At 69.2% G+C, this 26,717-nt stretch carries 16 protein-coding genes; 8 read left to right on the top strand and 8 right to left on the bottom strand.

The window, feature by feature from the left end; genetic code table 11:
• Positions 1-89: 89 nt before the first annotated feature.
• Entirely contained in the window at positions 90-12,317 is a 12,228-nt protein-coding gene (locus C1746_RS19325) for a putative Ig domain-containing protein (protein ID WP_116716406.1), read from the top strand.
• A gap of 96 nt (positions 12,318-12,413) precedes the next feature.
• On the opposite strand, the gene upp is transcribed toward C1746_RS19325, so the two are convergent.
• Genes upp through C1746_RS19310 form a run of 3 tightly spaced genes read right to left on the bottom strand, consistent with a single transcriptional unit; the run spans position 12,414 to position 15,520 of the window.
• A complete protein-coding gene (gene upp / locus C1746_RS19320; RefSeq protein WP_116716405.1) occupies positions 12,414-12,986 on the bottom strand; it encodes a uracil phosphoribosyltransferase in 573 nt (190 codons plus the stop codon).
• A gap of 54 nt (positions 12,987-13,040) precedes the next feature.
• Complete coding sequence (locus C1746_RS19315) at positions 13,041-14,270, bottom strand: DUF1688 family protein (RefSeq protein ID WP_162867980.1); 1,230 nt, start codon at positions 14,268-14,270, stop codon at positions 13,041-13,043.
• On the bottom strand, positions 14,267-15,520 hold the full coding sequence (locus tag C1746_RS19310; RefSeq protein WP_116716403.1) for a GTP cyclohydrolase II: 1,254 nt from the start codon (positions 15,518-15,520) through the stop codon (positions 14,267-14,269). The genes C1746_RS19315 and C1746_RS19310 overlap by 4 nt, the downstream gene beginning before the upstream one ends.
• Before the next feature lie 187 nt (positions 15,521-15,707).
• Between C1746_RS19310 and ku the strand changes: the two genes are divergently transcribed.
• Genes ku through C1746_RS19290 form a run of 4 tightly spaced genes read left to right on the top strand, consistent with a single transcriptional unit; the run spans position 15,708 to position 19,174 of the window.
• Positions 15,708-16,562, top strand: a complete 855-nt coding sequence (gene ku / locus C1746_RS19305) for a non-homologous end joining protein Ku (protein ID WP_162867979.1) — start codon at positions 15,708-15,710, stop codon at positions 16,560-16,562.
• Entirely contained in the window at positions 16,562-17,140 is a 579-nt protein-coding gene (locus tag C1746_RS19300) for an FxsA family protein (protein ID WP_116716401.1), read from the top strand. The genes ku and C1746_RS19300 overlap by 1 nt, the downstream gene beginning before the upstream one ends.
• Before the next feature lie 22 nt (positions 17,141-17,162).
• Complete coding sequence (gene rsgA, locus C1746_RS19295) at positions 17,163-18,191, top strand: ribosome small subunit-dependent GTPase A (RefSeq protein ID WP_162867978.1); 1,029 nt, start codon at positions 17,163-17,165, stop codon at positions 18,189-18,191.
• Entirely contained in the window at positions 18,188-19,174 is a 987-nt protein-coding gene (locus C1746_RS19290; RefSeq protein ID WP_116716399.1) for a PD-(D/E)XK nuclease family protein, read from the top strand. The genes rsgA and C1746_RS19290 overlap by 4 nt, the downstream gene beginning before the upstream one ends.
• Here the strand turns inward: C1746_RS19290 and C1746_RS19285 are convergent.
• Complete coding sequence (locus C1746_RS19285; protein ID WP_116716398.1) at positions 19,162-19,818, bottom strand: sensor histidine kinase; 657 nt, start codon at positions 19,816-19,818, stop codon at positions 19,162-19,164. The genes C1746_RS19290 and C1746_RS19285 overlap by 13 nt on opposite strands.
• Before the next feature lie 41 nt (positions 19,819-19,859).
• Between C1746_RS19285 and C1746_RS19280 the strand changes: the two genes are divergently transcribed.
• Together C1746_RS19280 and C1746_RS19275 are read left to right on the top strand one after the other, a co-directional pair.
• Positions 19,860-20,795, top strand: a complete 936-nt coding sequence (locus C1746_RS19280) for an HAD family hydrolase (RefSeq protein WP_116716397.1) — start codon at positions 19,860-19,862, stop codon at positions 20,793-20,795.
• A gap of 13 nt (positions 20,796-20,808) precedes the next feature.
• A complete protein-coding gene (locus tag C1746_RS19275) occupies positions 20,809-21,885 on the top strand; it encodes a Fic family protein (protein ID WP_116716396.1) in 1,077 nt (358 codons plus the stop codon).
• A 6-nt stretch (positions 21,886-21,891) separates the two neighbouring features.
• Here the strand turns inward: C1746_RS19275 and C1746_RS19270 are convergent, their stop codons facing one another.
• Positions 21,892-22,632, bottom strand: a complete 741-nt coding sequence (locus C1746_RS19270) for an alpha/beta fold hydrolase (RefSeq protein WP_162867977.1) — start codon at positions 22,630-22,632, stop codon at positions 21,892-21,894.
• Between the two features lie 77 nt (positions 22,633-22,709).
• Between C1746_RS19270 and C1746_RS19265 the strand changes: the two genes are divergently transcribed.
• The gene (locus tag C1746_RS19265) at positions 22,710-23,675 is read left to right on the top strand and encodes a helix-turn-helix transcriptional regulator (RefSeq protein ID WP_116716395.1); all 966 of its coding nucleotides are present in this window, start codon (positions 22,710-22,712) and stop codon (positions 23,673-23,675) included.
• On the opposite strand, the gene C1746_RS19260 is transcribed toward C1746_RS19265, so the two are convergent.
• The 3 genes from C1746_RS19260 to C1746_RS19250 form a co-directional block, all read right to left on the bottom strand.
• Positions 23,672-24,175: an SRPBCC domain-containing protein gene (locus C1746_RS19260; protein ID WP_162867976.1), complete on the bottom strand. Its 504-nt coding sequence runs from the start codon at positions 24,173-24,175 to the stop codon at positions 23,672-23,674. The two genes, C1746_RS19265 and C1746_RS19260, sit on opposite strands and share 4 nt — an antisense overlap.
• Positions 24,168-24,521 (bottom strand): ArsR/SmtB family transcription factor, encoded by a 354-nt coding sequence (locus C1746_RS19255; protein ID WP_116716393.1) that lies wholly within the window; start codon positions 24,519-24,521, stop codon positions 24,168-24,170. The genes C1746_RS19260 and C1746_RS19255 overlap by 8 nt, the downstream gene beginning before the upstream one ends.
• Before the next feature lie 66 nt (positions 24,522-24,587).
• Positions 24,588-26,672 (bottom strand): ATP-dependent helicase, encoded by a 2,085-nt coding sequence (locus C1746_RS19250; protein WP_162867975.1) that lies wholly within the window; start codon positions 26,670-26,672, stop codon positions 24,588-24,590.
• Positions 26,673-26,717: the final 45 nt, after the last annotated feature.

The following is a 26,717-nucleotide window of genomic DNA, read 5'->3' as shown; positions in this document are numbered from 1 at the left end:
GCGCCACTTTGCGACTTGTTGACAAGGGCCATGTGCTCTCTCGGGGATCAGCTCGAGCCAGCTGTGCCCTCGAACCAAGGACCCTCACCATGCACGCAGTCGCTACGGCCCTGACCACGAAGCGCGCCGACGGACGAGTTTTCTCGGTCCGCCTTGCCGCGATCGTGGTGGCCGTCCTCGCCGTCATCGCCGTCGTCCTACCCACCGCGATCCCGACCGCCGGCGCAGCTGAGCGAGTCGACGGTGCGATCGCGCTGTACGACTTCACGGAGGGCACTGGCTCAGTAGTCGGCGACTCCTCCGACATCGGTGCACCGCTTGACTTGACCGTTGCCGCCCCGGCCAACACCACCTGGGGCCCTGGGGGCCTGACGGTGGACGCCGCGACCACGATCCAGTCCTCGGGCAACGCCGACAAGGTGACCGATGCGATCGAGGGGTCGGGGGAGGTGACCGTGGAGCTGTGGATCGAGCCGTCCAACACCACCCAGGACGGGCCAGCCAGGATCTTCTCCATCTCCCAGTCGTCGACCAAGCGCGACCTGACCATCGGTCAAGGCCTGTTCGGCAGCCAGCCGACGACCGTCTTCGACACGCGGCTGCGCACCACGGCGACCAACAACAACGGCACGCCGTCGTTGACGACCCCCGAGGGCACCGCGACGACCAACCTGCAGCACGTCGTGTTCACCCGGGCGGCAAGCGGCACGACCACCACGTACGTCGACGGCGCCGTCGCGGCCGTGGGCTCCGCTGGTGGAACCCTGGGCAACTGGGCCAGCATGCCGTTGCTGCTTGGCAACGAGGTCGGCGGGAGCCGACCGTGGCTGGGTCGCTACTGCCTGGTCTCGGTGTACGCCTCCGCCCTGAACGCCGCCGAGGTCGATCAGAACTACGACGCCGGCTGCGAGACCGTCAATGTCCCTCCCACCGCGAACGACGATGACGCAGTCGTCGTGCAGGACGAGACCGTGACCATCGACGTGGCCGCCAACGACGTGGACAGCGATGGCTCGCTCGACCTCGAATCGATTGCGATCGTCGACCAGCCCAGCGAGGGCACGGTCAGCGTCGATGGCGGCGGCGAGGTCACCTACACCTCCACCGGCGCCCTGGGCGACGACACGTTCACGTACACCATCGACGACGACGAGGGCGAGACCTCCAACACGGCGACGGTGACGGTCACCGTCCGTGCGGCCAACGCCGCCCCGACCATCGATCCCATCGCCGACCAGACCGCCGACGAGGGTGATGAGATCGCGTTGGCGGTGACGGCGAGCGACCCGAACAGCGACCCCCTGGCATTCAGCGCCACCGGTCTGCCCGTCGACCTGTCGATCGACCCGGACACCGGGGCCATCAGCGGCACGCTGTCCCAGACCTCGGCCGGCAGCTACCCGGTCGAGGTGACCGCTGACGACGGGCTGGGTGGGACCGACACCGAGTCGTTCACCTTCACGGTCAACCCGGTGAACGTCGCACCGACGATCGTGCCCATCGCCGGCCAGCAGGTCGCCACCGGAGCCTTCGAGCTGCAGGTCGTCGCCACGGACGCGGACGGGGATGCGGTGACCTTCGCGGCCGCTGGCCTGCCCGACGACCTGGCGATCGATGCGAGCAGCGGCCTCATCACGGGGACCGCGGCAACGCCCGGCACCAGCACGGTCACCATCACCGCCTCGGACCCCACCGATGGTGAGGCCACCGAGACGTTCGACCTGACCATCCTCGCCGTCGACGTCTCACCGGTGGTCGAGTACCGCTTCGACGACGGCAGCGGCACCACGGTCGCTGACTCCTCCGGCGTCGGCACACCCCTCGACCTGACCATCCAGCAGCCGGCGAACACGACGTGGTTGCCCAGTGGTCTGTCGGTCGACGCCGCGACCACGATCAGCAGCGGCGGTGCGGCCACGAAGGTGACTGACGCCGTCGGCGCCACCGGCGAGGTGACGGTCGACCTGTACATCCAGGCTGTCCCGCAGAACCAGTTCGGCCCGGCCCGCATCCTGTCGATCTCCAACTCCTCGACGACGCGCAACCTGACCGTCGGTCAGGGCGGCGGACGCAGCAAGGACCCACAGACCACCCTGGACGTGCGCCTGCGGTCGACGGCCACCTCGGTCAACGGGACCCCGTCGCTGACCAGTCCGGCGAACGCGGTCACCGGCGACCCGCAGCACGTCACCTTCACCCGCGATGCTGATGGCAACACCGAGTTGCTCGTCGACGGCGCCGTCGTCGCGACCGGCAACGCCGGTGGATCCCTGGCGAACTGGGCCTCGACGATGCCGCTGCTGCTGGGCAACGAGTCCGGCTCGAACCGGCCCTGGCTGGGCATCTACTGCTACGCCGCCATCTACGACGAGGTCCACACGCAGGCGGAGTTGGCCCTGCGGCAGGACGGCTGCAGCGCCACCGACGACAACGCCAGCCCCGTCGTCGACCCCATCGCTGACCAGACCAACGACCCCGGAGACGTCGTCTCCCTCACGGCCACGGCAACTGACGCCGACGGGGACCCGGTCACCTTCAGCGCAACCGGTCTGCCCGCAGACCTCGACATCGACTCAACAGGTCTGATCTCCGGCACGGTGGCACCCGATGCCGGCGGTACCTACCCCGTCACCGTGACGGCCACCGACCCCGACGGCGCCAGCGGCAGCACCTCGTTCACCTGGACGATCACCATCCCGAACGTCCCCCCGACCGCGGTCGACGATGACGCCGCGGTGGTGACCGGTGGCTCCATCGACATCGATGTCGCCGCGAACGACAGCGACCCCGACGGCACCCTGGACCTCGCCAGCGTCCAGGTCGTGACCCCGCCGTCGGCCGGCACCACAACCGTGACGCCGGGAGGCCAGATCACCTACACCTCAACCGGTGGTCCCGGAAGCGACAGCTTCACCTACCAGATCGCCGACGACGACGGCGACTTCTCGGGCGAGGCCACCGTCACCGTCACCGTCCTGGCGGAGAACTCCCCGCCAACCATCACCCCGGTCGGCGACCAGACCAACGACGAGGGCCAGACCATCGCCCTGCCGGTCGAGGCCGATGATGTCGACGACAACACCCTGGCGTTCAGCGCCACCGGCCTGCCCGACGCGTTGTCCATCAACAGCGAGACCGGTGTGATCTCCGGCGACCTGTCCCAGACGTCAGCCGGGGTCTACCCGGTTGAGGTGACCGTCGACGACGGCGTCGGTGGTACGGCCAGCGACACCTTCACCTGGACCGTCCAGGCGGTCGACGTCGCCCCGATCATCGACGGCATCGCCGATCAGCAGGACCAGGTGGGCGACGTCGTCTCGGTGACGGCAACCGCCAGCGACGAGGACGGCGACACCATCGAGTTCGCTGCCGCGGGCCTGCCGGACGGCTTGGCCATCGACGCCGGCACCGGTGTGATCTCCGGCGAGATCACCGCAGCCCCCGACACCTACGCCGTGACCGTCACCGCGACCGACCCCGGTGGCAACTTCGATGAGACGACGTTCGAGTGGACCGTCCTCGAGCAGGACCTGCGTGTCGATGGCTCGGTCGTCCTGTACGAGTTCGAGGACGGCGCCGGCGCAGGCGTGGCCGACACCTCCGGCAACGGCTCACCGCTGGACCTGACCATCGACAATCCGGCAAACGTCACCTGGACGCCCGGCGCCCTGGCGCTGAACGCCTCGGTCTCCGTCGCCAGCGCTGGACCGGCCACCAAGGTCTCCGACGCCGTCACGGCGTCGAACGAGGTGACCGTCGAGACGTGGATCATCCCCGAGAACACCACGCAGAGCGGTCCGGCCCGGATCGTCTCGCTCTCGGAGTCGCCCTTCGCCCGGAACGTGACGTTGGGGCAGGGCACCTTCGGCAATGCGCCGACCGACACCTTCGACCTGCGGCTGCGCAGCACCGCCGTCGGTGACAACGGGACGCCGTCGACCACGACCCCTGCCGGCACGGCCAGCACCGACCTGTCCCACGTCGTCGCCACCCGCGATGCCAGTGGTGCCACCACGATCTACGTGGACGGGCAGGTAGTCCAGACCTCCACCGTCGGCGGCGATCTGTCCAACTGGACGGCCATGCCGCTGATCCTCGGGAACGAGGCATCGGGAGACCGGCCGTGGCTCGGCACGATGTGCCTGACAGCCATCTACGACTCGGCGCTCTCCGCGGCCGAGGTGACCCAGAACTACGAGGCCGGATGTGAGATCGCCAGCAGCGCCAGTGCGCTGCTGACCGTGAGCGACGGCTCCAACGACATCGACGCGAGCACCTTCTCAGCTGGTTCGTTCGAGTTCACCAACACCTCGACCCCGGGCGTCGAGCTGACGGCGTTCTCCCTGGACCTCTCCACGGCGATCTTCAACGACGTGGTCTTCGACCCGGATGGCGATGCCGGTGACGTCGGCAGCAAGTGCTTCGAGCCCGACGCCGCCCAGGCAACCGCAACCGGTCTGCAGGAGCCGAACGGCGGCACGCCGCCGAACTGCGACAACTCCATGTTCGCCGGCCCGCACGAAGGCGGGTTCGACGTCCTCAACCTGACCTTCGACGACTTCGACCCGGGCGAGGCCCTGAGCTTCTCCGTCGACAACGACCCGACGTCCATCCAGGGTGTCCCGATCACGGGCAACTCGGGCGCGATCTCGGGCCTGGAGTTGATCGGCTCGACCGTCACCATGACCTTCGTCGACCCGAACGGGAACACGACCAACCTGACCGGACGGCTGTTCGCGCAGGACGCCGCTGACGCCAACGGCGTCGGTGACGGTGCCTCGCAGCTGATCCTCGACCAGGCTGCGGCCGTCCCCGGCGCGCTGGACCTGGCGGTCGACGGGGTGACCCTGAACCCGACCGGGTTCTCCAGCGGCGCCACCGCGGCGGTCGTGCCCGACGCGACCCAGCAGGTCACGCTCGCGGGACCCGCAGGTGCCGACGTCCGCCTGATGGTGGTCGAGGCCAGCTACGACGAGCCCGAGGGCTTCGACAAGGAGCTGTTCGAGGCCAACCGGGCCGACGCGATCGCCGTCTACGACGCCACCCTGGACGGTGCCGGGACAGCGACCATCGAGGTGGCGCTGCCGAACGCAGTGACCACACACGACGCCAACAACGGCGACCTGTACCAGCTGATCGCGGCGGTGTCCGACACACCGCGGTACGCCGGCGCCTCCAACATCGTGATCCTGGAGCTCGACCCGAGTGCGGCACCGGCCTCACCGGTGATCGCACCGATCGGCACGGTGAACCTGACCATCGACCAGGCCGGGCAGATCCCCGTCTCGGCGACCGACGCGAACGGCGACCCGATCACCCTCTCGATCAGCTCGACGCCGGACATCACGGCTCTCGGTGCAACGTTCACCCAGCCGAACCCCGGCGTGGGCCAGGGCGTGATCGAGTGGACCCCGGCCGCGACCGACATCGGCACCTACGAGGTGACCGTGACGGCCAGTGACCCGACCGCCGAGCCTGACGCGACCGCGACGTTCACCCTGAACGTCGTGGAGGAGGCGATCAGCGGCGGATCGGCCGACGTGGCCATCGCACCTGGTGGTGGCATCGACGCCAGCACCTTCGGCGGCGGCTTCGAGGTCACCAACACCTCCACCGGTGGCCAGACGATCCAGTCCGTCACCTACGACCTCTCGACCGCGATCCTGCCTGACATGGTCTTCGACCCGGTCGGTCAGGCGGGTGACGCCACCGCCAAGTGCCTGGAGCCGTCCGCAGGTGTGGCAGCCACCGGGTACGTGGTGCCATCCGACAACTGCGTCGACCCCTTCAGCCAGCCGCACAACGGCACCGATGGCGATGAGGGCTTCGACGCCGTGACGGCCGCGTTCACCGACTTCGGCAGCGGCGAGACCTTCGCCTTCGCCGTCGACGTCGACCCGACCTCGATCAAGGACGTGGGCGGCGCCGGCAACGCGGGCAGCGTCTCCGGTCTCGAGCTGGCCGGGAGCACGGTCACCGTGGCCTTCAGCGACGGAAGCGTCGTGGTGGAGACCTTCCAGACCGGGACCAGCCCGGCCGACTCGTCGGTCACCGCTGCCAGCGACACGCGATCCGCGGTCACCCTGGCCGTCGACGGGGTCACCCTGACCCCCCAGCCCGACCTGTCGGACTCTCACAGTGCGGCTGCGGTGGCCGACGCCGCCCAGACGATCGTCGTGACCGGACCGGCTGACACCGACGTGCGGCTGCTGCGGCTCGAGTCCGCCCTCGTCCAGACCCCGAGCTACGACCCCGACCCCTTCGAGGCCAACAAGGCCATCGCGGTCCAGACGATCGACGTGACCCTGGACGGCGCGGGTACGGCCAGCGTGCCGGTCACGCTGACCGACGCGGTCACCGGTGGCGTGGCCACCGACGACACGGGTCTGAACTACTTCGCGGCCGTGGTCGGCCAGGGGACGCTCACCGGTCCGCTGTCGAACGTCGTCGTCCTCGACCTGGACCCGACGCTCGACCCCTCACCTGACGCGGTGGATGACCAGGTGTCAGCGGAGCCCGGCTCCTCAACCGTCATCGACGTGCTCGCCAACGACACGTCAAGCGTCGGGCTCGACCCGTCAACGGTCACCGTGACCAGCGGCCCGACCGGCGGCACGGTCGTGGGACCCGACGCAGCCGGCGCCCTGACCTACAACGCGGAGCAGGGCTTCGACGACAACGACGGCGACAGCTTCACCTACACCGTCGCCGACACCGACGGCAACGTCTCCAACGAGGCGACGGTGACGATCACCGACTCCACTGCCGGCGTCACCGTGGTCCACCGCATCAATGCGGGTGGACCGGCCTACACCGACAGCGAGGGCAACGAGTGGTCGGCCGACACCGGCTTCGTCGGCGGCCAGACCTTCGCGAAGCCGAACGAGCCGATCAGCGGCACGAACGACCCGACGCTGTACCAGACCGAGCGCTACGGCAACCCGTTCGCCTACGAGCTCGCCGTTGCGAACGGCACCGTCGAGGTGGACCTGCACCTGGCAGAGATCTACTTCGGCGCAGCGACGACCCCGAACGCGGCTGGTGCGGCCGGCGCCCGGGTGTTCTCCGCCACCGCGGAGGGACAGCCGATCGTGACCGACCTCGACCTCTTCGCCGAGGACGGGGCCGGCGTGGCGCGGATCGAGACCATCTCGGTCCAGGTCACTGATGGCGTGCTCAACCTGGACTTCGCATCAACCGCGGACAACGCCAAGGTGTCGGCCATCGAGGTTCGACAGATCGACGGCCAGCCACCGACCGGCGGTCAGGTCTTCGCCCGCATCAACGCGGGCGGTCCCGAGACGGCGAACCCCGGCGGCGGTCCGGCGTGGGAGGCCGACGTCAACCCTGACGGGCACCCCTTCCTCACCGACGGTGGGTCGAACGGCAACAACGGCTTCGCGGCCGTCGAGCCAGGACCGACCGTGCCAGCGGGCGTCCCCGGTGTGGTCTTCGACACCGAGCGGTGGAGCAACTCCGGGTTCTCCTACGGCATCCCCGTGCCGGCTGGAACCCAGGTGTTTGTGCGACTGTTCCTCGGCAACGGCTTCCCCGGCACCAGCGCGGTCGGAGATCGGGTGTACGACGTCTCGATCGACGGCGCCGTCGTCGAGGACGACCTCGACCTGGTGGCCACCTTCGGCAACGAGGTGGGCGGGATGCTCGAGTACCTCGTCACCTCGGATGGGTCGATCGACATCGCCTTCTCCAACGAGGTCGAGAACCCGCTGGTCAACGCCATCGAGGTCGTCTCGGCCGACTCCTCCCCGGGCGTGCTCGGGGCGGCCCCGGCAACCCTCGACTTCGGTCAGGTGCTGATCGACGGCTCGGCAACCGAGGACCTGACGGTCACCAACCTCGGCTTCGAGACCGGCGACCCGGCCATCACCATCACCGACGCCCAGATCAGCGGCGGTGAGTTCAGCACCGACCTGCCTGCTGGTGGTCTCACGTTGGCACCAGGTGCCAGTGACACCATCGGCGTGACCTTCGCCCCGACGGCGGCCGGGCCGCAGAGCGCGACCCTGTCCGTCGTCCACGACGGGACCAACACCCCCGTCGAGGTGGCGCTGGGCGGCATCGGCTCCAGCGACATCCCGGTGACATTCTCCTCCTCCGGCCTGGCCGGGGAGAGCCTGAACAATCCCACATCGCTCGAGTTCGGTCCCGACGACCGGCTCTACGTCAGCCAGCAGAACGGGCTGATCAACGCCTACACCGTGGTCCGCAACGGCCCGGACGACTACGACGTGACCGCGACCGAGGCGATCACCGACGTCCAGCAGATCGTGAACCACAACGACGACGGCTCGGTGAACAGCGGCGTCAACACTCGCCAGGTCACGGGTCTGATGACCGCCGGCACCGCAGCCAACCCGGTGCTGTACGTGACCTCCTCCGACCCGCGCATCGGCGCCGGTGGTGGCGGCAACGACTCGGGGCTCGACACCAACTCCGGTGTGATCAGTCGCCTGACGTGGAACGGGACCGACTGGGATCACGTCCAGCTGGTCCGTGGTCTGCCACGGTCGGAGGAGAACCACGCCACCAACGGCCTGGATCTCGACCCGACGACCAACACGCTGTACGTGATGTCCGGCGGGCACGCCAACAAGGGCGCGCCGTCGAACAACTTCGCGGGCACCTCGGAGTACTTCCTCTCCGCGGCACTGCTCAGCGTGGACCTCGACGCGCTGGACGCGCTGGCCCCCCAGGTCGATTCTGAGGGTCAGACCTACCTGTACAACCTGCCGACGCTGGTTGATCCGTCCCGCGACGACTCGACCTCCGATCCCTTCGGCGGCAACAACGGCCTCAACCAGGCCATCACCTACGCCGGCGAGCCGGTCCAGGTGTACTCACCCGGCTACCGCAACGCCTACGACGTGGTGTTCACCGCATCCGGTGAGCTCTACACCTCCGACAACGGCCCCAACACCAACTGGGGTGGTCAGCCGCTGATCTACGACTCGACCGGAACCCTGAAGGGACACGAGGGTCAGGCCGGCGTCGACTTCGATGCCGCAGCTGGTGACTACTGCACCAACGAGTTCAACGAGGGCGGCAGCCAAGGGCACGGCGACCCGCTGTTCCACATCACCGGCGACGGCTTCTACGGCGGTCACCCGACCCCGATCCGCGCGTTCCCGAGCGAGGCCGGCGTCTACGTCTACGAAGAGATCGGCGGGAACTGGACCGAGACGGCGTTCCACACCTTCTCTGAGCTGTTGCCCGCCGGCCTGACCCTGGCCGACTTCCCGGACAACCCGATCGAGTGCGACTACCAGGCCGACGACCCCGGTCTCTACCTGGACATCATCAACTCCTCGACCAACGGGATCGCGGAGTACACCGCCTCGAACTTCGGCGGCGGGATGCAGGGCAACCTGCTGACCGCGTCGTTCAACGGCAACATCAACCGGTACGAGCTGAACGCCGCCGGGACCGACACGGTCGCTGACGAGGTCATCTTCAGCGGCTTCGGCTCGACTCCGCTCGACGTCACCACGCTCGGCGATGACGGTCCGTTCCCGGGCACCGTCTGGGCCGCCACCTACGGCGCGGACAACATCACGGTGTTCGAGCCCGGCGACTACGACGGCACCACCGGCGGCAACTGCACCGGTGCCGATGACCCAGCCCTCGATGAGGACAACGACGGCTTCAGCAATGCGGACGAGATCGCGGCAGGGACCGACCCCTGCAGCGGTGGCAGCCTGCCGACCGACGCCGACGGTGACTTCATCTCCGACGTCACCGACCCCGACGACGACAACGACGGCGTCGACGACACCGTCGATCCATTCGCGATCGACGCCACCAATGGCATCGGAGCCACCCTCCCGCTCCTCTATCCGCTGGAGAACAACGATCCGGCGACCGGCTTCTTCGGACTGGGCTTCACCGGCCTGATGACCAACGGGACCGACACCTGGATCGACCAGTTCGACGAGGGCAACCTGGCAGCCGGTGGAGCGGTTGGCGCGCTGACGGTCGAGCAGGTGCCGGCCGGAGATGCATTCACCGATACCAACACCCAGGAGTACGCCTTCCAGTTCGGCGTGGACGTCGACGGGTCCACCGACCCGTTCATCATCCACTCACAGCTGGAGTCGCCCTTCTTCACCACCGGCGGCACCTCGCAGACCCCGACCAACTTCCAGTCCAACGGGATCTTCATCGGCAACGGCTCCCAGGACGACTACTTGAAGCTGGTCTTCGGTGGCGGTAGCGGCATCGCCCGCACCCAGGTGTTGCTGGAGACCGGCGGCACCGTCGACACCGACCTGACGTTCGACACGGCCGTGACGGGCGACTTCGTTGCCGCCAATGCGGTTGACCTCTACCTGGAGGTCGATCCGGCCGCGGGGACGGTGCAGGCACGTATCTCCATCGATGGCGGCACGACCATCACGGACCTGGGAACGCCGGTGGCGATCCCGGCAGCGTGGCTGGATGGCGCGGACGCCTTCGGCATGGCCGTCGGGATCATCTCGACCTCCAACGGGCCTGGTCCGGAGTTCGCGGCCACCTGGGACTTCATCAACATCGAGCCCGTCGTGGCCGGCAACACCGACCCGGTGCTGTCTGCGGATGACGAGAATCCGACGATCGTTGAGGGTGACACCGCGGTCGTGACGGTCACCGCCAGCGACGTGGACGGTGACACCGTGGCCCTGTCGGCCAACGACGTACCGGCGTTCGGGTCCTTCGACGACACCACCGGAGAGCTCACCCTGAGCCCACAGGCCGGGGATGCGGCTGGCAGCCCCTACGACATCACCATCAGCGGTGACGACGGCAACGGTGGAAGCGACTCCGTGCTGATCCAGGTGACGGTGGTCGAGCCGGCGACCAACGACCCCCTCGACGTTGAACTGTTCGCCTACGGCGACGCGCTGTACCGCGTGAACGCGGGCGGTCCGCAGCTGCCCGCGGCGGACGGCGGCGTGCCGTGGGGTGAGGACCAGGTGGCGGCCGGTGCCGGTGGTACCGCTGGGACCGGCACCCAGTCGCCGCAGTTGGATCCCGCCTATGCGGCGCTCCCGGACGCCGACAAGAAGGCGTTCGGGACGGCCGACCCGATCACGATCGACGGTGCCGTGCCGGCCGGTGTGCCGGAGGCGCTGTTCCAACTCGAGCGGTGGGACCCCCCCGCGAGCCTCGAGCTGGGCTACGACTTCGACGTTCCCGCCGGTGAGCTGGTGGAGGTCCGGGTCTACCTCGCCGAGGTCTTCCAGGAGGGGACACCGACGACCCCCAGGGTGTTCGACATCCAGGTCGATGGCGCGACCCGGGCTGCGGGCATCGAACCGCTGGCCGACTTCGGTCACGACGTGGGCTTCGTGGTCCCGATCCTGGTGACCTCCGACGGCACGGTGGACGTGGACTTCCTGCGGCAGTCGGAGAACCCGGCCGTCAAGGGCATCGAGATCGTGGAGCTGGTCACGGCCCGCGATGCGGAGCCCGGCGCTGACGTCGCGTTCCTGACCACCGTCACGAACCCGTCCAGCAACAGTGCCGACGCCACGCTGACGGCCCTCGACGTCAGTGCCGACGGTGGTGCGGCCACGGATGTGCTGGCCGCGTGCGGCCCGGCTGGCGGGACACCACTGGTGCCCGGCGACGCGGTGGAGTGCCGGTTCACCGAGCCAGTGTCCGGCTCGCCCGGCGACGTGCCCTCCGTCGAGGTCACCGCCACCTACGACGTGACGGGTGGAGCGGTGGGCGAGCTCTCGACCTCGAACAGCGTGGACGTCACGCTGGTCGACCCGGCGCCGCCGCAGACCGTCCGCATCAACGCGGCCGGGCCGACGGTGGCCTCGACGGACCTCGGACCTGACTGGGAGGCGGATGACGGTCCCGCCCACCCGACGCTCAGCGTGGCCAGCGGGTCGTCCCTGGGCAGCTTCCCGGTGGCAGGCCGGGATGCCGGCCTGCCGGCCTACGTCCCCCAGGACGTGTTCCAGACCGAGCGCTGGGACGGCACGAATGATGCCGCCCCGGACGACCTGACCTACGCGATCCCAGTGGCGGTCGGTGGTGATGCGACGGTCAACCTGTTCATGGCCAACGGCTGGTCCGGGACGAACGATCCAGGTGAGCGGCAGTTCGACGTCCTCATCGAAGGGGTCGTGGTGCTGGACGAGTTCGACCTGTCGGCCACGTACGGGCACCAGGTCGGCGGGATGGAGACCTTCGCCGTCACCGACACCGACGCGGACGGACTGGTCACGATCGTGTTCGAGCACGGGACCGGCCCCCAGAACCCGTTGGTGAACGCCATCGAGGTGATCCCCGACGTCGGTACCACCTGACCCCACCACCTGACCCCGGGGGTCGCGAGCCGAGGGGACCGGTCCCGCCAAGAGGGGCCGGTCCCTGGCGGCTGCGCGGCCGGAGCAGGTCGGCCGTCAGGCCGTGCCGTAGAGACGGGCCCCGGCATCACCCAGTCCGTTGCGCAGCGTGCCGATCTCTGGCGGTTCGGCGTCTATCTCACATACGAAGACGTGCGAGATCGCCGGAAGCTCGTCGAGCACTCCACAGCCGGCCTCGGAGGCGACCACCGTTGCCACGCAGATCGATTCGTAACCGGCTGACGCCAGGACGTCGGCTGCCCCGAGTGCGGTCCCACCACTGGCGACCATCGGGTCGAGGATGATCGCGGTCTGCCCGGAGAAGTCCGGCACCCGTGAGTAGTACTCGATGATGTCGCCGGTGGTCCTGTCCCGGTAGATGCCGACGTGGCCCACCGTCGCGCCGGGGGATGCGGCCAGTGCGCCGTCGACCATGCCCAGACCTCCACGGATGATCGGGACCAACACGATCTCCGCCGGGTCCTCGAGCGTGTGCAGGGCGTGGGACACCAACAGGGTGGTGATGCCGAAGAGCGCGTCACGGAAGGTCGCCCGGCCCCTGCTGGTGTCCTTCAGCTGGTCGAGGTAGTGGGCGGTGGAAGCGGTCGAGTAGACCGAGGTGCTCGCCACGACGTCAGTCCTCCTGGTTGTGGTCGTCGGATGTGGGCTGGTGCGGGCGGATGGTCAGAACACCGTTCCGTCGCTCTGGATCCTGATGGGCGGGGCGCCGTCTGCTCGTGCGTGGCGTGCCAGCTGCCGCCCCAGGGGCCAGGTCGCGGCCTCGAGCAACTCACCCATCCTGATGTCCGGCCGCTCGGGCAGGTACGGGGTGATCCGAGTCGCCAGGATGTCGAGGGCCGCCACCGTCACGGCCCGCCACTCCACGACCAGCCGGTCCTCGGGGGCAACTGGCGCCGTCGGCAGCCCCTCCCGCAGCTCGATAAGACCGAGTTGCACCAGCATCCCGCCGTTGCGGTACTCGGCAAGTCCGGTCAGCTGATCGGTGTCGGAGACCTCGATGCCCAAGTGGCGAAGCGGCTCGATCAGTGAGTAGGTCAGCCACTGGGAGAGCTTGTGGAAGGGGACCAGGCCGCTCGTCTCGCCCTCCCCGCCGGCCAGAGGATGTTCCCAGGTGTCCCCCAGGTTCCGCCCTGCGCGCTCGATGCGTCCTGGCCACAGCGGGCCGAGCCGATCGAGGATCCACTGGAGCAGGTGGTCAGCCGTGACGGTGCGCGCCGTCCCCGTCCGGCCCAGTGTGTCCCAGTCGGTCCCGAACAGGTCGTGGCAGAGCAGATCGCACAGACGGGTCTGCCCGCCGCCGTGGATCACCTCACCCAGTCCGCGGAGCAGTGCCGCACGGCCGGGCAGCCCCACGATCGGGTTGTCAGGGCGGACCTGCATCGCTGCGGACAGATCACCCTGGTCCAGTTCGCGCAGCGCGTCCGCGTCGGTCTCGAAGGGTGTTGCTGTGGCAGAGAAGAGACCCGATTCGAGGGCTCTGTAGGCGGCGATAGCGAGACCTTCGGACCGCCCGATCCGACCGGCGAGCGGGTCCTCGAACGTCCAGTCAGAGCCTGCCCCCGCATCGATCAGGACGCTGATGGCCACCGCGTCGATGAGCGCCGGCCCGCTGCGTTGGAGCAGTGGGGACGCCAGGTCCCAGGTGGGGGCTCGAAGGTGGTTCAGACGACCGTGGATCGGGATCGGCCCGGTCGGGAAGGATGCCCGAACCTGATCGGCGTTTCGTCGGAGCACCTGGTCCCAGCGGGACCCGTTGATCCGCAGATGGGTGAGTTGGTCCGCGAGACCAGCCTGGTACAGCGTTGCACAGCGATCTCGAACGGCTGTGGCAGAGAACAGGCTCTCGACAGCCCCGCCGGCGGCTCCGTGATCGCCGGGTGCGCGCCAGTTCACGGGTCCATGCGACGACCGGTCCGGCTGAGGTCGGCCTGCTCCCGCGATGAGTAGTAGCCGGCCGCCCGCTTGGCCTCGATCTCGACCCAGGCGTCGGCCGGAATCGACTCCGGTGGAATCTCGACGCGCTCGTCCACGGTGATACCTGCCCCCGTGATCGCATCGTACTTCTCGCTGCTCATCGAGATCAGCCGTGCTATCCGGTCGATCCCGAGCCACACCAGCACGTCTGGCATCAGCTGCTGGAAGCGGGCGTCCTGCACCCCAGCCACGCACTCCGTCCGGTTGAAGTACTCGGCTGCGATGTCCCCGCCGACCTGGCGCTTCCGGGCGTTGTAGACCAGGAACTTCGTCACCTCACCGAGCGCCCGGCCCTCCTTGCGGAAGTACGCAACCACGCCGATGCCACCAGCCTGGGCGTCGCGCACACAGCCGTGCACGGCCTGGATGAGATAGGGACGGCAGGTGCAGATGTCCGAGCCGAAGACGTCTGAGCCGTTGCACTCGTCGTGAACCCGCGCCGTGACGGCTGCCTTCGCGCCCGTCTCGACGTCCGGCCGCAGACGCGCGGGATCGCCGATGATGTAGACGGTCGTCCCACCGACCGGGGGCAGGAACACATCGAGATCGGGCCGGGTGACGAGCTCCGGGAACATGCCTCCGGTCTGTTCGAACAGGACACGTCGCAATGCGTGCACGTCCACGCCGAAGCGGTCGGCGATGCCCGGAAGGTGCCACACCGGCTCGATCGCAGCCTTGGTGACCGCGATCGACCCGTCCTCCATCAGGATGTCCCCATCAGGCTCCAGCGTTCCGAGCGCGATCGCGACCTCCGCCTCGGGCAGCCGCAGCCGAGAGCGGGTCACGGCAATCGTCGGCTGGATTCGGACCCCCTCGGCCAGCAGGTCTTCGAAGTCGGCGGCGACCGTGGCGCCCCAGGGATCCAGTGCCACCAGCGCTCCTGGATCGGTCCAGCCTGGGAAGGGCCCGAGCACGTCGGTCGGTGCGGTGTCGGTCAGGTCAGGGACGTGCGCTGCGTCAAGTCCCCCCGCCGCCACGGCGACGGCCCGGTAGACGCTCAGACCACCGTGGTGCGCACCGATGGCGTTCCGGCCAGGGGTGTCGGGCGGACCGGCGATGACCGGACCCCGGGCAACCGGGTCGGATGCACCCCAGCGGACCGGAAATCGTGCGGTCGTCGAGGCGTGGGAGGTGAGCCGAACTCGCCTAGGGGATGACTGCTGCGTCATGTGTGTCCATGCTGGTCGAGGGGGCTGGTCTGAGGCTGGTCTGGCACGCCGGGAAAGACTCCGAGGGTACCGCGCCGGACACCGTGCTGGCCGCCGCCGCACACATCCTCGCCCACGCGGCCCCCTAGGGGGAACCATCCACAGGCGGGGCTAGCGCGGGCCACAGCGACCCGCGATGATGGGGCACATGCCTCGCACGCTCTGGAAAGGCACCCTCTCCTTCGGGTTGGTCACCATCCCGGTGGGTCTGTACACCGCGACGGAGAACAAGTCGCCGTCGTTCAACCAGTTGCGCCGCAGCGACTCGAGCCGCATCGGCTACAAGCGGGTTGCCAAGGTCGACGACGAGCCGGTGAGCAACGATGACATCGTCAAGGGCTTCGAGTACGAGAAGGACCGCTACGTCGTCTTCGAGAAGGAGGAGCTGGACGCCCTCAAGCCCAAGTCCAGCCGCGTCATCGACATCGAGACGTTCGTCCCCCTCTCCGAGATCGACCCGATCTACTACGACAAGCCGTACTACCTGGGCCCGGAGGAGACCGGTGCCAAGGCCTACGCACTGCTCACCCAGGCCATGAAGGAGGCGCAGAGCGTCGCCATGTGCCGCGTCACCATGCGCGACAAGGAGCACGTCGCCGTCCTGCGCCTGGTCGAGCGGCCGGTCGGTGGTGACGGCGCCGACGGCGAGTCCGAGGCCGTGTTGGTCCTGAACACCATGCACTGGCCGGACGAGATCCGCGAGTTCTCCCTGGCTGACGTCGGCATCGACGAGATCCCCGAGCCGCGCGAGGCCGAAGTCCAGATGGCCCTCTCGCTGATCGAGAACTACTCCGGCAGCTTCGATCCCGAGAACTACGTCGACACGTACCGCAGCAAGGTCACCGAGGCCGTCCAGGCGAAGGTCGACGGCGAGGAGATCACCGTCGCCGAGACCGAGGAGGAGCCGGCGTCCGTCGTCGACCTGATGGCTGCGCTGAAGGCCTCCGTCGAGCGGTCCAAGAGTGCGGCGGCCGATGCCGGTCAGGAGCGTGAAGCCAGCTGATGGGATTCCTCCTGCTACTGGCCTTCATCGTCGTCCCGATCATCGAGATCACCGTGATCGGGCAGGTCCAGGAGGCGCTGGGCTGGCCACTGACCATCGCGATTCTCATCCTCGACTCGGTCATCGGCGCCTACCTCGTCAGGACCCAGGGAGCCCGTGCGTGGCGGCGGTTCCAGGAGGCGCTCGCCAGCGCGAAGATGCCGACCGAGGAGATCGTCGACGGTGCGCTGATCCTGATCGGCGGCGCCCTCATGCTCACCCCAGGGTTCGTCACCGACGGTGTGGGCCTCGCGGTGGTGGTTCCGCTCACCCGACGTCTCATCAACGCCGCCCTGCGTCGTCGGATCACGGTCCAGACGGGACCGATGGGCACACCCTTCGGCGGCATCTTCACCATGGGTCGCCCGCCCGAGGGCAGCGGTCGGCGTCGGCCGCCCGGCTTCGTGACCGGCGGCACGGCCGATGAAGGCCGGTCCGCCGGACGGCGCTCGGGCGAACAGCAAGGGGAGTCGCCACCGGGGGAGGGCGGCGTCATCGACGTCGAGGTGGTCGAGGTCGTCCGCGACGACGAGTCGTGACCCACACGACCACGCGTCAGCGGTGACCACCCTGCAGGCCGCGATCGGCTGGCGGGTCGGTGAGGCGCTCGGGTTCGACGCCACGTGGGCCGAGGACCTCACCACCAGCGCCCGCGCCGGTGGTGCCCGCCCACGTCCTGGGCGGGTACTGCGAACCCACCGCGTCGGCTTCGATGTGGCCACGCCGAGTGGACGCGAGTTCACCATCCACCAGGCTGACCGACGGAACCCGCTGACTGCTCCTGCCACGGGAGACTGGGTGGTCGTGGCGGACCTGCCCGACGTCGAGGATCCGGTCATCACGACCGTGGGCACGCGGCGCACCGCCCTGATCCGCCGCGATCCGGCCGACCGCGCGGTGCCGCAGGTCCTCGCGGCCAACGCCGACGTGGTCGTGGTGGTCCAGGGGGTGGACCGGCCGATCAGCGCCCGACGACTGGAGCGGCAACTGGTCCTGGCCCACGGCAGCGGTGCCGACGTGGTCGTGGCGGTGACCAAGGCCGACCTCCCCGACGCGGCCGACGCCATCGCCGCGGTGCGGGACGCGGCGCCCGGGCAGCAGGTGCTGGTCACGGCCGCGGCAACCGGCGAGGGGATCACAGACCTGTCGGCGCTGACGGACGGCCACGCAACGGTGGCGCTCCTCGGTGAGTCCGGTGCCGGCAAGTCCTCTCTGCTGAACGCCGTCGTCGGTGAGGCACGAGTTGACATCGGAGGGGTCCGCGAAGGCGACCGCCGCGGTCGGCACACGACCACCCGGCGCGAACTGCACGTCCTGGCCGGAGGAGGCGCCGTACTCGACACGCCGGGCGTGCGCGCCATCGCCCTGTGGCCCGGCGCGACTGGATTCGCCGAGACCTTCCCGAGGATCAGCGAGGCGACGCACGAGTGTCGGTTCTCCGACTGCTCCCACCGCCACGAACCCGGGTGTGCCGTCATCGCCGGCCTGGCGGACGGTACGCTCGACCCCGATCGGGTGGAGGCCTGGCGCTCACTGCAGGACGAGGTCGCCGAGACCGAGCGGCAGTTGGAACGCAAGGACTGGCGATGAGCCGGGACACCCCACCGACCGTGGTCGGGGGCCTCGACCTTGCCACCCTGTCGGCGTCCCAGCGACGAGTGGTCACCGACCTGCTGGAGGTGACGGACCCTCGTCCGGCCCCCGATCCAGACCGTCCGCGGCGACTCCGCGATCTGATCGAGGGGCAGCTGGCTCCGGTCCTCGAGCAACGGGCGGTCGACGCCCCGCGGATCCGGCTGGGCAAGACCCAGCTCGATGCCCTGGCGTGCGATGGGCGCTACCTGGATCAGCAGCGAACACCGTTCTCCTGGTCACGCCCGATCGTCCGAGGGCAGTTGGTCCACAGTGCCATCGCCCTGGATCACCACGTCGGCCGTGGCGAGAGCACCGCCGAGCTGCTCGCGCACGCGTGGGAGGAGTTCCGCCACAGCGGCGACGGGCATCTCGCCTACGCCGAGACGCTGACCGATCTCGAGGTCACATCCCTGCAGGCCGACGCCAGCACGGCAGTGGAGGAGTATCGCGCCACGTTCCCCCGGCTTCCCCAGACCTGGCGTGTGGTGTGGGAGCCGACCATCGTCGCCCGGTTCGGTGCGGGTGCCGTGACCGTTCGCGGCAAACCCGACCTGGTCCTCGGGCGCGTGAGCCCGGATCAGCGGCGCATGCTGTTGATCGACCTCAAGACCGGCAACCGCTCCCGAACCGACCGGCAGGACATGCGCTGGTATGCCCTGCTGGCCACGCTGAAGTACCGGACTGCGCCGTTCAAGGTCGGGACCTTCTACATCGACGAGGGCCGTTGGGACGACGAGGTCGTCACCGACGACGTGTTGGAGGCAGCAGCCAGAGGGATGGTCGGGCGCCTGATCACGGCCATCCGACTGACTGACGATCCGGTTGCGCGGCAGTTGCACGCCGGGCCGATGTGTCGCTGGTGTGGCCTGGCGGAGTCCTGCGAGGAGAAGCAACGAGCGGACGCCGAGTACGCGGCCACGACCGCTCAGCCCGGCTGACCGATGGACTGACCGCCCGAATGACCGGTCGGGTGATCCGTGGACGGGGCGTGCACGGTCACGATCGTCGCTCCCTCACGACGATCGACCTCCACGGCACCGCCGAGCGCGGCCAGTCGGTGCCTGGCGAGGTCCACCCAGACGGCCGCCGGGCCCGGACCGTCGACCACGATACGGCACGACAGCGTGGTGCCCGAGTGGGTCAGCTCGACTGCGGTCACCTCGTGACCGGCCATCACTGACCCGCCGCAGAGGTGGTGGACGGCCTGGACGACGCCGCCCAGCACCGGTGCTGGCACGGAGTCAGGAACATCGACGGTGATCGACGCACCCTCCAGCTTGGAGAGGGCCTGCGGCACGTCGACGTGGGCCATCCTCGGACGGACACCTGGCCTGGCCAACGCCCACATGATCACCCGCGACTGCTGGCTGGCCGAGGCCATCGAGGTGATCGCCCGTGCCTCCAACTCCGTGCGGGTCGCAGCCGGCATCGCGGACTCGACGAGGAGCTTGGCGGCGACCAACTGCTGGACGGGTCCGTCGTGGATGACATCGCCGATGAGCTCGAGCAGCTCGTCGACCAACCCGACCAGTCCACGTGGCTCGTCCTCGCCGTGGGCTGCCGGAGTGTGCGGGGAGGTCATGGGCCAAACCTACGCCTCGCTGGCAGACTCAACCGGGCCCCATGGATACACCCACGCACGCCCCTGACGCCGCGCCGGAGGACTCGGCAGCGATCGAGGACGCAGCCATCGAGGACGCAGCCATCGAGGACGTAGCCATTGAGGACGCATCCATCGAGGAGGAGGTGCCGAACTCCGCCGCGTTCTTCGACCTGGACCGGACGTTGATGTCGGGCTCGAGCGCCTACTACTTCGGGAAGGCGGCCTACCGAGAAGGGCTCCTGCCGATGAAGCGGCTGGTCGCCGACGGGACGTCGGCCCTCGCCTTCAGGCTCTTCGGCGCCTCGGATGAGCAGTCCGAGGCGGTGCGCGACCGGATCCTCGCGACGGTCGCCGGCGTGGAGGCGCAACGGCTCACCAGTCTCGCCCCCCAGGTCATCGAGGAGCTGCTGCCACGGATCAAGCCCGAGGCGGACGCGCTCCTCGACATGCACCGCGAGGCGGGTCGCGACGTGTACATCATCTCGGCCACGCCGATCGAGATCGTCGGCGAACTCGCGGATGCCCTCCAGATCACGGGAGGTCTCGGGACGAAGAGCGAGATTGTCGACGGCAAGTACACCGGGCAGCTGGCCGCGCCCTTCTGCTACGGCGAGGGCAAGGCCGACGTGATCCGGCTGCTGGCACAGGACCGGGGCTACGACCTGACGCGCTGCTACTCCTACTCCGACTCGGCCAGTGACCTGCCGATGATGCAGATCGTGGGCCACCCCGTCGCGGTCAACCCGGATCGCTCCCTGATGTCCATCGCGCATCGGCGGGGCTGGCCCGTGGTGGAGTTCAACCGGACGCGCAAGCTGGTCGTCCGCGGCACGGCGGTGGCCACCCTTGCAGTCGCGACCGCGGGGATCGGCATGGTCGCCGGGATCCGCATCGGGGAGCGAAACGTGCAGCGCACGCTGTCGAAGGCGTTCAGCCTGCGCCTCCCCCGCCCGTGAGGACGCCGCCGCGATGAGGGTCTCCTACAGCCATCACCTGGTGGGGCTGGTGGCGCGGGTCGAAGCCGCCAACACGCGCCTGGCAGCAGCAGACCCGGACCGACGGGCGGCGTTGGCCGAGCGGTCACGACGTCGGGCTGCCGCGCTGTCGGCCCGCCTGGACGGGTCGCCGCTCCGCGAGGACACGGTCACGGAGGTCGACGACGGTCGAGTTCCGAGCCTGGATGGCGCGGTGCCCGAGGGAGCCGGTTCTGGCTGGGTCAGAGCCGTGCGGTTGGAGTCGGGAGAGGTTCAGCGCCTCGCCGCCATCGAGTACCACAACCTGATCGGCGTCGCGGCGATCGAGGATCAACTGGCCGAGCTGATCCACACCGACACGCGCGCCGCACTGCACGCCCTGCACCAGCAGATCGTGGGCCAGTTGGTCGATCCGGACGTGATCGGACAGCCACGACGGACCGAGCAGGCCGTCCACGATGGCGCCCACGGGATGGTCATCTACGCCGCTCCGCCGCCGGACCGAGCCGCCGAGATGATGACGGAGTTGCTCGACTGGCTCGACCGGAAGGTCCTCACCGTCCACCCCGCCATTGTCGCCGGGGTCGTGCACGAGCGGATCCTGCAGGCGCAGCCGTTCGAGGCCGGCAATGGCCGTGTGGCACGAGCGGCAACTCGGCTGGTCCTGATCAACCGTGGCATCGATCCGGCGGGGGCGGCCGTGCTGGAGGAGGAGCTCATCGCCGACGCGGCGGCCTACTACGGTGAGGTGGCGGCCACGATCCGACGGTCGGACGATCTGCTGCCGTGGCTCGAACGACACACCGGCGCACTGGCCCGGGCTCTCGAACGTGCTGCAGATCAGTTGGATCCTCGCCCGCTCCCGGGGCTGCCCGAACGCGGTCGGGACGTCGTCGCGTCGCTTCCGGTGTCAGGGATGGTGAACGTGCGCAGCTACGCCACCGACGTCGGGGTGGACCTGCGGACGGCGCGCCACGACCTCGAGGCCTTCGCCCGGGCCGGGGTGCTCGCTGAGGTTGCCGGCGGGCATGGGCTGATCTTCCGCAAGGATCAGTCCGCGCCGGACCGCTGACTCAGGTCACGAGCTGATCGCGGCCAGCACTCGCGCGGCCAGCTCGGCAGGGGCGGTTCGCATGGGCCAGTGACCGGTCTCGACCTGCAGCACGGTCCACCCGTCTTCCCCGTCGCTGACCGGTGGTGCCCCGGGATCACCCGTGCACACCACGAACGTCCGGTCCACCCGCCGCCACGCGTCGGGGTCGACGCTGGCCTCCTCGGTCCAGGTCGCCAGCGGCATGGGCGTCGCTGACGCCTGCAGCCATGCCATGTCGTCGGCGTCCAGGTCGTGGTCGCCGAAGTACTGCTCGATGAGTGATGGAGGCATGAACGGCACCAGCCAGCCATCACCGTGCTCGTCGGCCAGCGCACGGATCATGCCCATGCCCTCCTCGCCGGTCTGAGCGGCCAACGAGGGTCCTGCGGTCGGCAGGGCGGCTGCGACGAACACCAGGCTGGCGAGTCGATCGGCGAGCCGTCCGAGCGCGTGGCTGGTCACCATGCCGGCGTAGGAGTGCGCGACCAGGGTGACGTCACGCAGGTCAGCGGTCTCGATCGCCGTGGCGAGGTCGTCGGCATGGGCATGAAGTCCGGTCTGCGGTGTCGCCTCATCGTGTCGGTCGGCGACGCCGGGCAGGGTGAGCGCGTGCACGGTGTGCCCGGCGTGTTCCAGATGGGGGACGACGAGGTCCCAGGCTGCGGCGCCGAGGCCGGCGCCGGCGACCAGGACGATGGTGGCGGGTGTGGTGGTGGGTGATGGCACGGCGTGACTCCTCCAGATGTGGTGCGGGACCCGGCCACCGTGCACCACATTGCGGACAGATACTGTCTTGATTACCCATGACTCTGACACCCAGTGCGACACCCCTGGCGCGAGTCCTCGACGTCCTCGACGTGCTCGAGCGTCACGGGACGGTCGGCGCCGGCGAGCTGGCCGGGCGATTCGGCGTCACCCAGCGAACCATCCGGCGAGACATCGACAGGATTCGGGACCTCGGCATCGCCGTCGAGTCAACCCGAGGGCGGCATGGGGGGTACCGGCTGGTGACCGGTGGTCGACTGCCCCCATTGCTGCTGGCGGACCACGAGGCCGTCGCCGTGGTGCTCGGGATCCGCACCGCAGTGGATCGCGGCGTGGTGGCGCCCGACGCGGAGACCGTGGCAGAGCGAATCGAGGAGCTGCTGCCGCAGGACGTACGACGGCGGGTCGGGACGCTCCGCCGGCAGTTGAACCGGCACAGCGACGAGGACCCTGCCCCGCAGAGTGATACCGGGTCGCTCTCCTCAGAGGTCGTCCTCCGGGTGGCGCAGGCCATCGAGGAGGGTCAGCGGGTTGTGGTGTCCTACCGCGATCGGGAGGGCCAGCGCACCAGCCGGGAGGTCAGCCCCCACGCGCTGGTGCGGCACGGCGACCGGTGGTACCTGCGAGCCCACGATCACCTCCGCGAGGATGGCCGGTCCTTTCGGCTCGACCGGATCCTCGGTGTCCTGCGAACCGACAAGCCAGCCACCCAGCCACCCTCCAACCCCGCGGTGGAGTTACGACACGGCTTGGTGGTCGAGTCGTGGAGACACCGGTGCGAGATCGTGGTGGCGGCCCCGGAGTCGGTGGTCAGAGCACAGCTGGGGGAGCATGTGGAGTTGAGCACCGAGAACGACGCCACAAGAATCACCGTGGGGGCCGAAGACCTGGTGGCGATGGCCCGCTTCGTCGCGTGGCTGCCGTGGCGCCTGATCAAGATCCGCCCGGAGGCGCTCCAGGCCGCCGTCCGCGCCCACGCCTCCGCGCTCCTGTCCCGGTCCTAGACCGCGCCCTGGGGAGTCTTGGTCGCCTTCGGAAGGGCCCAGTGGAACCGCCGCATAATCGCGAACTTCAGCCGAGAGCCAGTCGAGATCGATCCAGTCTCCAGCAGCAACTTGAGGTCGGAGAGGATGCCACCCCAGGTGGAGTCGATCTGCTCCAGCCCCTTGGTGTCTGACGGCCAACCGGTGTGGGTGACCGTGACGCGGGTTGTCGTTCCATCGAGGTCCTCGAGCGACCACGTCACGAGGGTGTCGGGGTCGTCTCGCATCGTCATCGAGTATGTGTGCTGGAGTCTCGTCGGTGCGTCGATCTCGGTGAACTCGCCCACGATGAACGATCGCGACCCGTCCCGGGAGGTGTAGCGCAGCTTCGCGCCGACCTCGAGCACGGTTCGGAGCACCGTGTCCATCATCGCTCGCTGCACGGTGCCGAGCTTGGTGATCTCGTCCCACACGTCGGTGATCGGGGCCTTGATGTCGATTGCCTGTCGTAGGTCACGCACTATCGCTCTCCTTGGTCTCGCGGGTCTCGAGGGTTGACTTCAAGCCGGTGAGCGCGGATGCCCAGTGGCCCTCGTAGGCGGACACCCAGCGCTCGTAGATCAGCTGGATGGGGATGACGTTGAGGTGGTTGATCCGGCGTCGACCGGCCTTGGTCACCGTCACCAGGTCCGCCTGACGGAGGACCCTGAGGTGCTGGATCACCACATCACGATCAGCATCGACCTGCTCGACCAGACGACCGGTCGAGCAAGCGCCCTCGCGCAGGACATCGAGCATGCGACGCCGGATGGGGTTGGCGAGTGCCGACCACACGTGGTCGAGGTCGTCCGCCGTTCGCTCCGTCATAGGTGAGAATTATCTCACCCTTTGAGCCTGCTGTCAACGGCCGGGTGCGTCCGGAGCTCACGTTGGTTAGGAGCGGCCTGCGATCACGGCCAACAACTCGGCGCCGTACCGGTCGGCCTTGGCCGGCCCGATGCCGCGGATCCGCAGAAGCGCCCGACGGTCGATCGGCCGATGCGTTGCCAGCTCGATGAGGGTGGCGTCGTTGAACACGACGAAGGCGGGGACATCGTCGGTCCGCGACCGCTCGAGGCGCCACCCGCGGAGCTTCTCGGCCAGCACGGGATCTGCTCCGTCGGGCAGGTCGTCCAGCGACCCACGGGTGCTCCGCCGACCGGAGTCCGGCTTCCCTCGGCGCTGGCCGGGGGAGGGGGCACCCTCACCCAGCCCGTAGAGGAATCGGCTGGGCCGCCGTGTGGTCTGCCGCCCGGATCGCGACGGACGCGAGCCGGCCCAAGTGATTGACAGCCATCTCCTGGCACGCGTCACCCCGACGTACAGCAGTCGCCGCTCCTCGTCGACCTCCTCATCGGTCTCGGCGTAGCTGATCGGCAGCAGGCCCTCCTCGGCGGCGACGATGAACACGGCGTCGAACTCGGTCCCCTTCGCCCGATGCAGGGACATGAGCGTCACGGCGTTGGCGGTGTGGTCCACCCCCGCGGCCACACGGCCGGACAGCTCCGCGGCGATGGTCGGCAGGTCCGCCCCCCGGTCCGCCAGGTCGCCGGCCTCGTCCCGGACCGCCTCGATCGCCTCCCAGCGATCCCGCTGACGACGGCCGCTGGGCGGCACCCCGGGCCGCCAGGACAGCGCCTGCGCGAAGACGCGCTCGACCTCTGCGGTGACGTTGGGGTTGACAACCGGACCGTCGGCGATCGGCGGGGCCGACTCCGGCTGGGGTTGGGTCACGGCCTGGGTCAGCGCCCGGATCGCCCGTCGCACCTCCTGCCGGTCGTAGAAGGACCCCTCGCCGCGGACCGTCACCGGGACACCGGCCTTGCGAAGCGCGTCCTCCCAGCCGGCGGCCTGGGCGTTGATCCGGTAGCAGATCGCCATCTCGTGGTAGGGGACGCCCGATTCCGCCAGCGTCGTGATGGCAGACACCACGGCGGCGATCTCGGCATCCTCGTCGGCGTGCTCGGCGATCAGCGGGCGTGGTGCACCGTCGTCTGAGATGGTCGGCCGCAGATCCGGAGCCCGGCGGCCGAGCACGCGGTTGGACAGTTCGAGGATCTGCGGGGTCGAGCGGTAGGAGCGATCCAGGCCCACGGTCTGGGTGCCGGGGAAGTGGCGGTGGAAGCGCCGGAGGAACTCGGCGTTCGCCCCGGTGAAGCTGAAGATCGTCTGGGCCGGGTCGCCGACGACGCAGACGTCGTCGCGGTCGCCGACCCAGGCGCGGAGCAGTCGCCACTGGAGGGTGTTGGTGTCTTGGAACTCATCGACGGTGAACGCGCGGTAGCGCTCCCGGATCGTGGCGGCAGGGTCGGGCAGCTCGGTCAGTCGCCGCGCCAGTCGCAGCATGTCCTCGTAGTCGATCGCGCCGCGACGGGCCTTCTCTGCGGTGTAGGACTCGATGACGCTTGCCAGGGTGTCGGGTGGCAGCACCTCGTCACGGTCACCTGCGGCGACGGCGGCGGGGTCGAGGTCGGCGCTCGCGGCCCACTCCACCTCGGCAGCCAGGTCGGCGGCGTCGACACCGATTCGCCGGGCGATGGGACCGAGGAGGGGCAGCTTGCTGGTCAGCACCTCTGGCAGGCCGCCGTGGTCGGGTGGTGTCACCACCTCTGCGGCCACGAGGTCCGGCCAGAAGTGGCGGACCTGCGCCCAGGCAGCGGCGTGGAAGGTGAGTGCGCGGACGCTGGGCGGTCGCTCGGGGGTGTCGGTGGCGAGCAGGTGGAGGATCCGGGTCCGCATCTCCGCGGCGGCGCGCTCGGTGAAGGTGACGGCCAGGATCTGGGACGCCTCGAACGCCCCCGAGGCGATCTGCCCGGCGATCCGGTGGGTGATCGTCCTCGTCTTGCCGGTCCCGGCACCGGCCAGGATGCGAACGGGCCCGGTCGGAAGCGCGGCGGCCTGGGCCTGCTCGGGGTTCAGCTGCGCGAGCAGGTGGTCGGGGACGGTTGGGCTCACGGCAGTGGAGGGGTGCGCGGACACGGTGACGCGGAGCGTATCGGCCGGGTGCGTCACCACAGCCCGGTT

Origin of the sequence: Euzebya tangerina, assembly GCF_003074135.1 — a bacterium.
GTDB lineage: Bacteria > Actinomycetota > Nitriliruptoria > Euzebyales > Euzebyaceae > Euzebya > Euzebya tangerina.
This window is presented reverse-complemented; position numbering and strand designations above follow the sequence as displayed.

Coding starts and splice junctions, on each gene's coding strand:
- C1746_RS19325 (WP_116716406.1), top strand. CDS start 90: ATGCACGCAGTCGCTACGGCCCTGACCACGAAGCGCGCCGACGGACGA.
- C1746_RS19310 (WP_116716403.1), bottom strand. CDS start 15,520: ATGACGCAGCAGTCATCCCCTAGGCGAGTTCGGCTCACCTCCCACGCC.
- ku (WP_162867979.1), top strand. CDS start 15,708: ATGCCTCGCACGCTCTGGAAAGGCACCCTCTCCTTCGGGTTGGTCACC.
- C1746_RS19300 (WP_116716401.1), top strand. CDS start 16,562: ATGGGATTCCTCCTGCTACTGGCCTTCATCGTCGTCCCGATCATCGAG.
- C1746_RS19290 (WP_116716399.1), top strand. CDS start 18,188: ATGAGCCGGGACACCCCACCGACCGTGGTCGGGGGCCTCGACCTTGCC.
- C1746_RS19285 (WP_116716398.1), bottom strand. CDS start 19,818: ATGACCTCCCCGCACACTCCGGCAGCCCACGGCGAGGACGAGCCACGT.
- C1746_RS19280 (WP_116716397.1), top strand. CDS start 19,860: ATGGATACACCCACGCACGCCCCTGACGCCGCGCCGGAGGACTCGGCA.
- C1746_RS19275 (WP_116716396.1), top strand. CDS start 20,809: ATGAGGGTCTCCTACAGCCATCACCTGGTGGGGCTGGTGGCGCGGGTC.
- C1746_RS19265 (WP_116716395.1), top strand. CDS start 22,710: ATGACTCTGACACCCAGTGCGACACCCCTGGCGCGAGTCCTCGACGTC.
- C1746_RS19255 (WP_116716393.1), bottom strand. CDS start 24,521: ATGACGGAGCGAACGGCGGACGACCTCGACCACGTGTGGTCGGCACTC.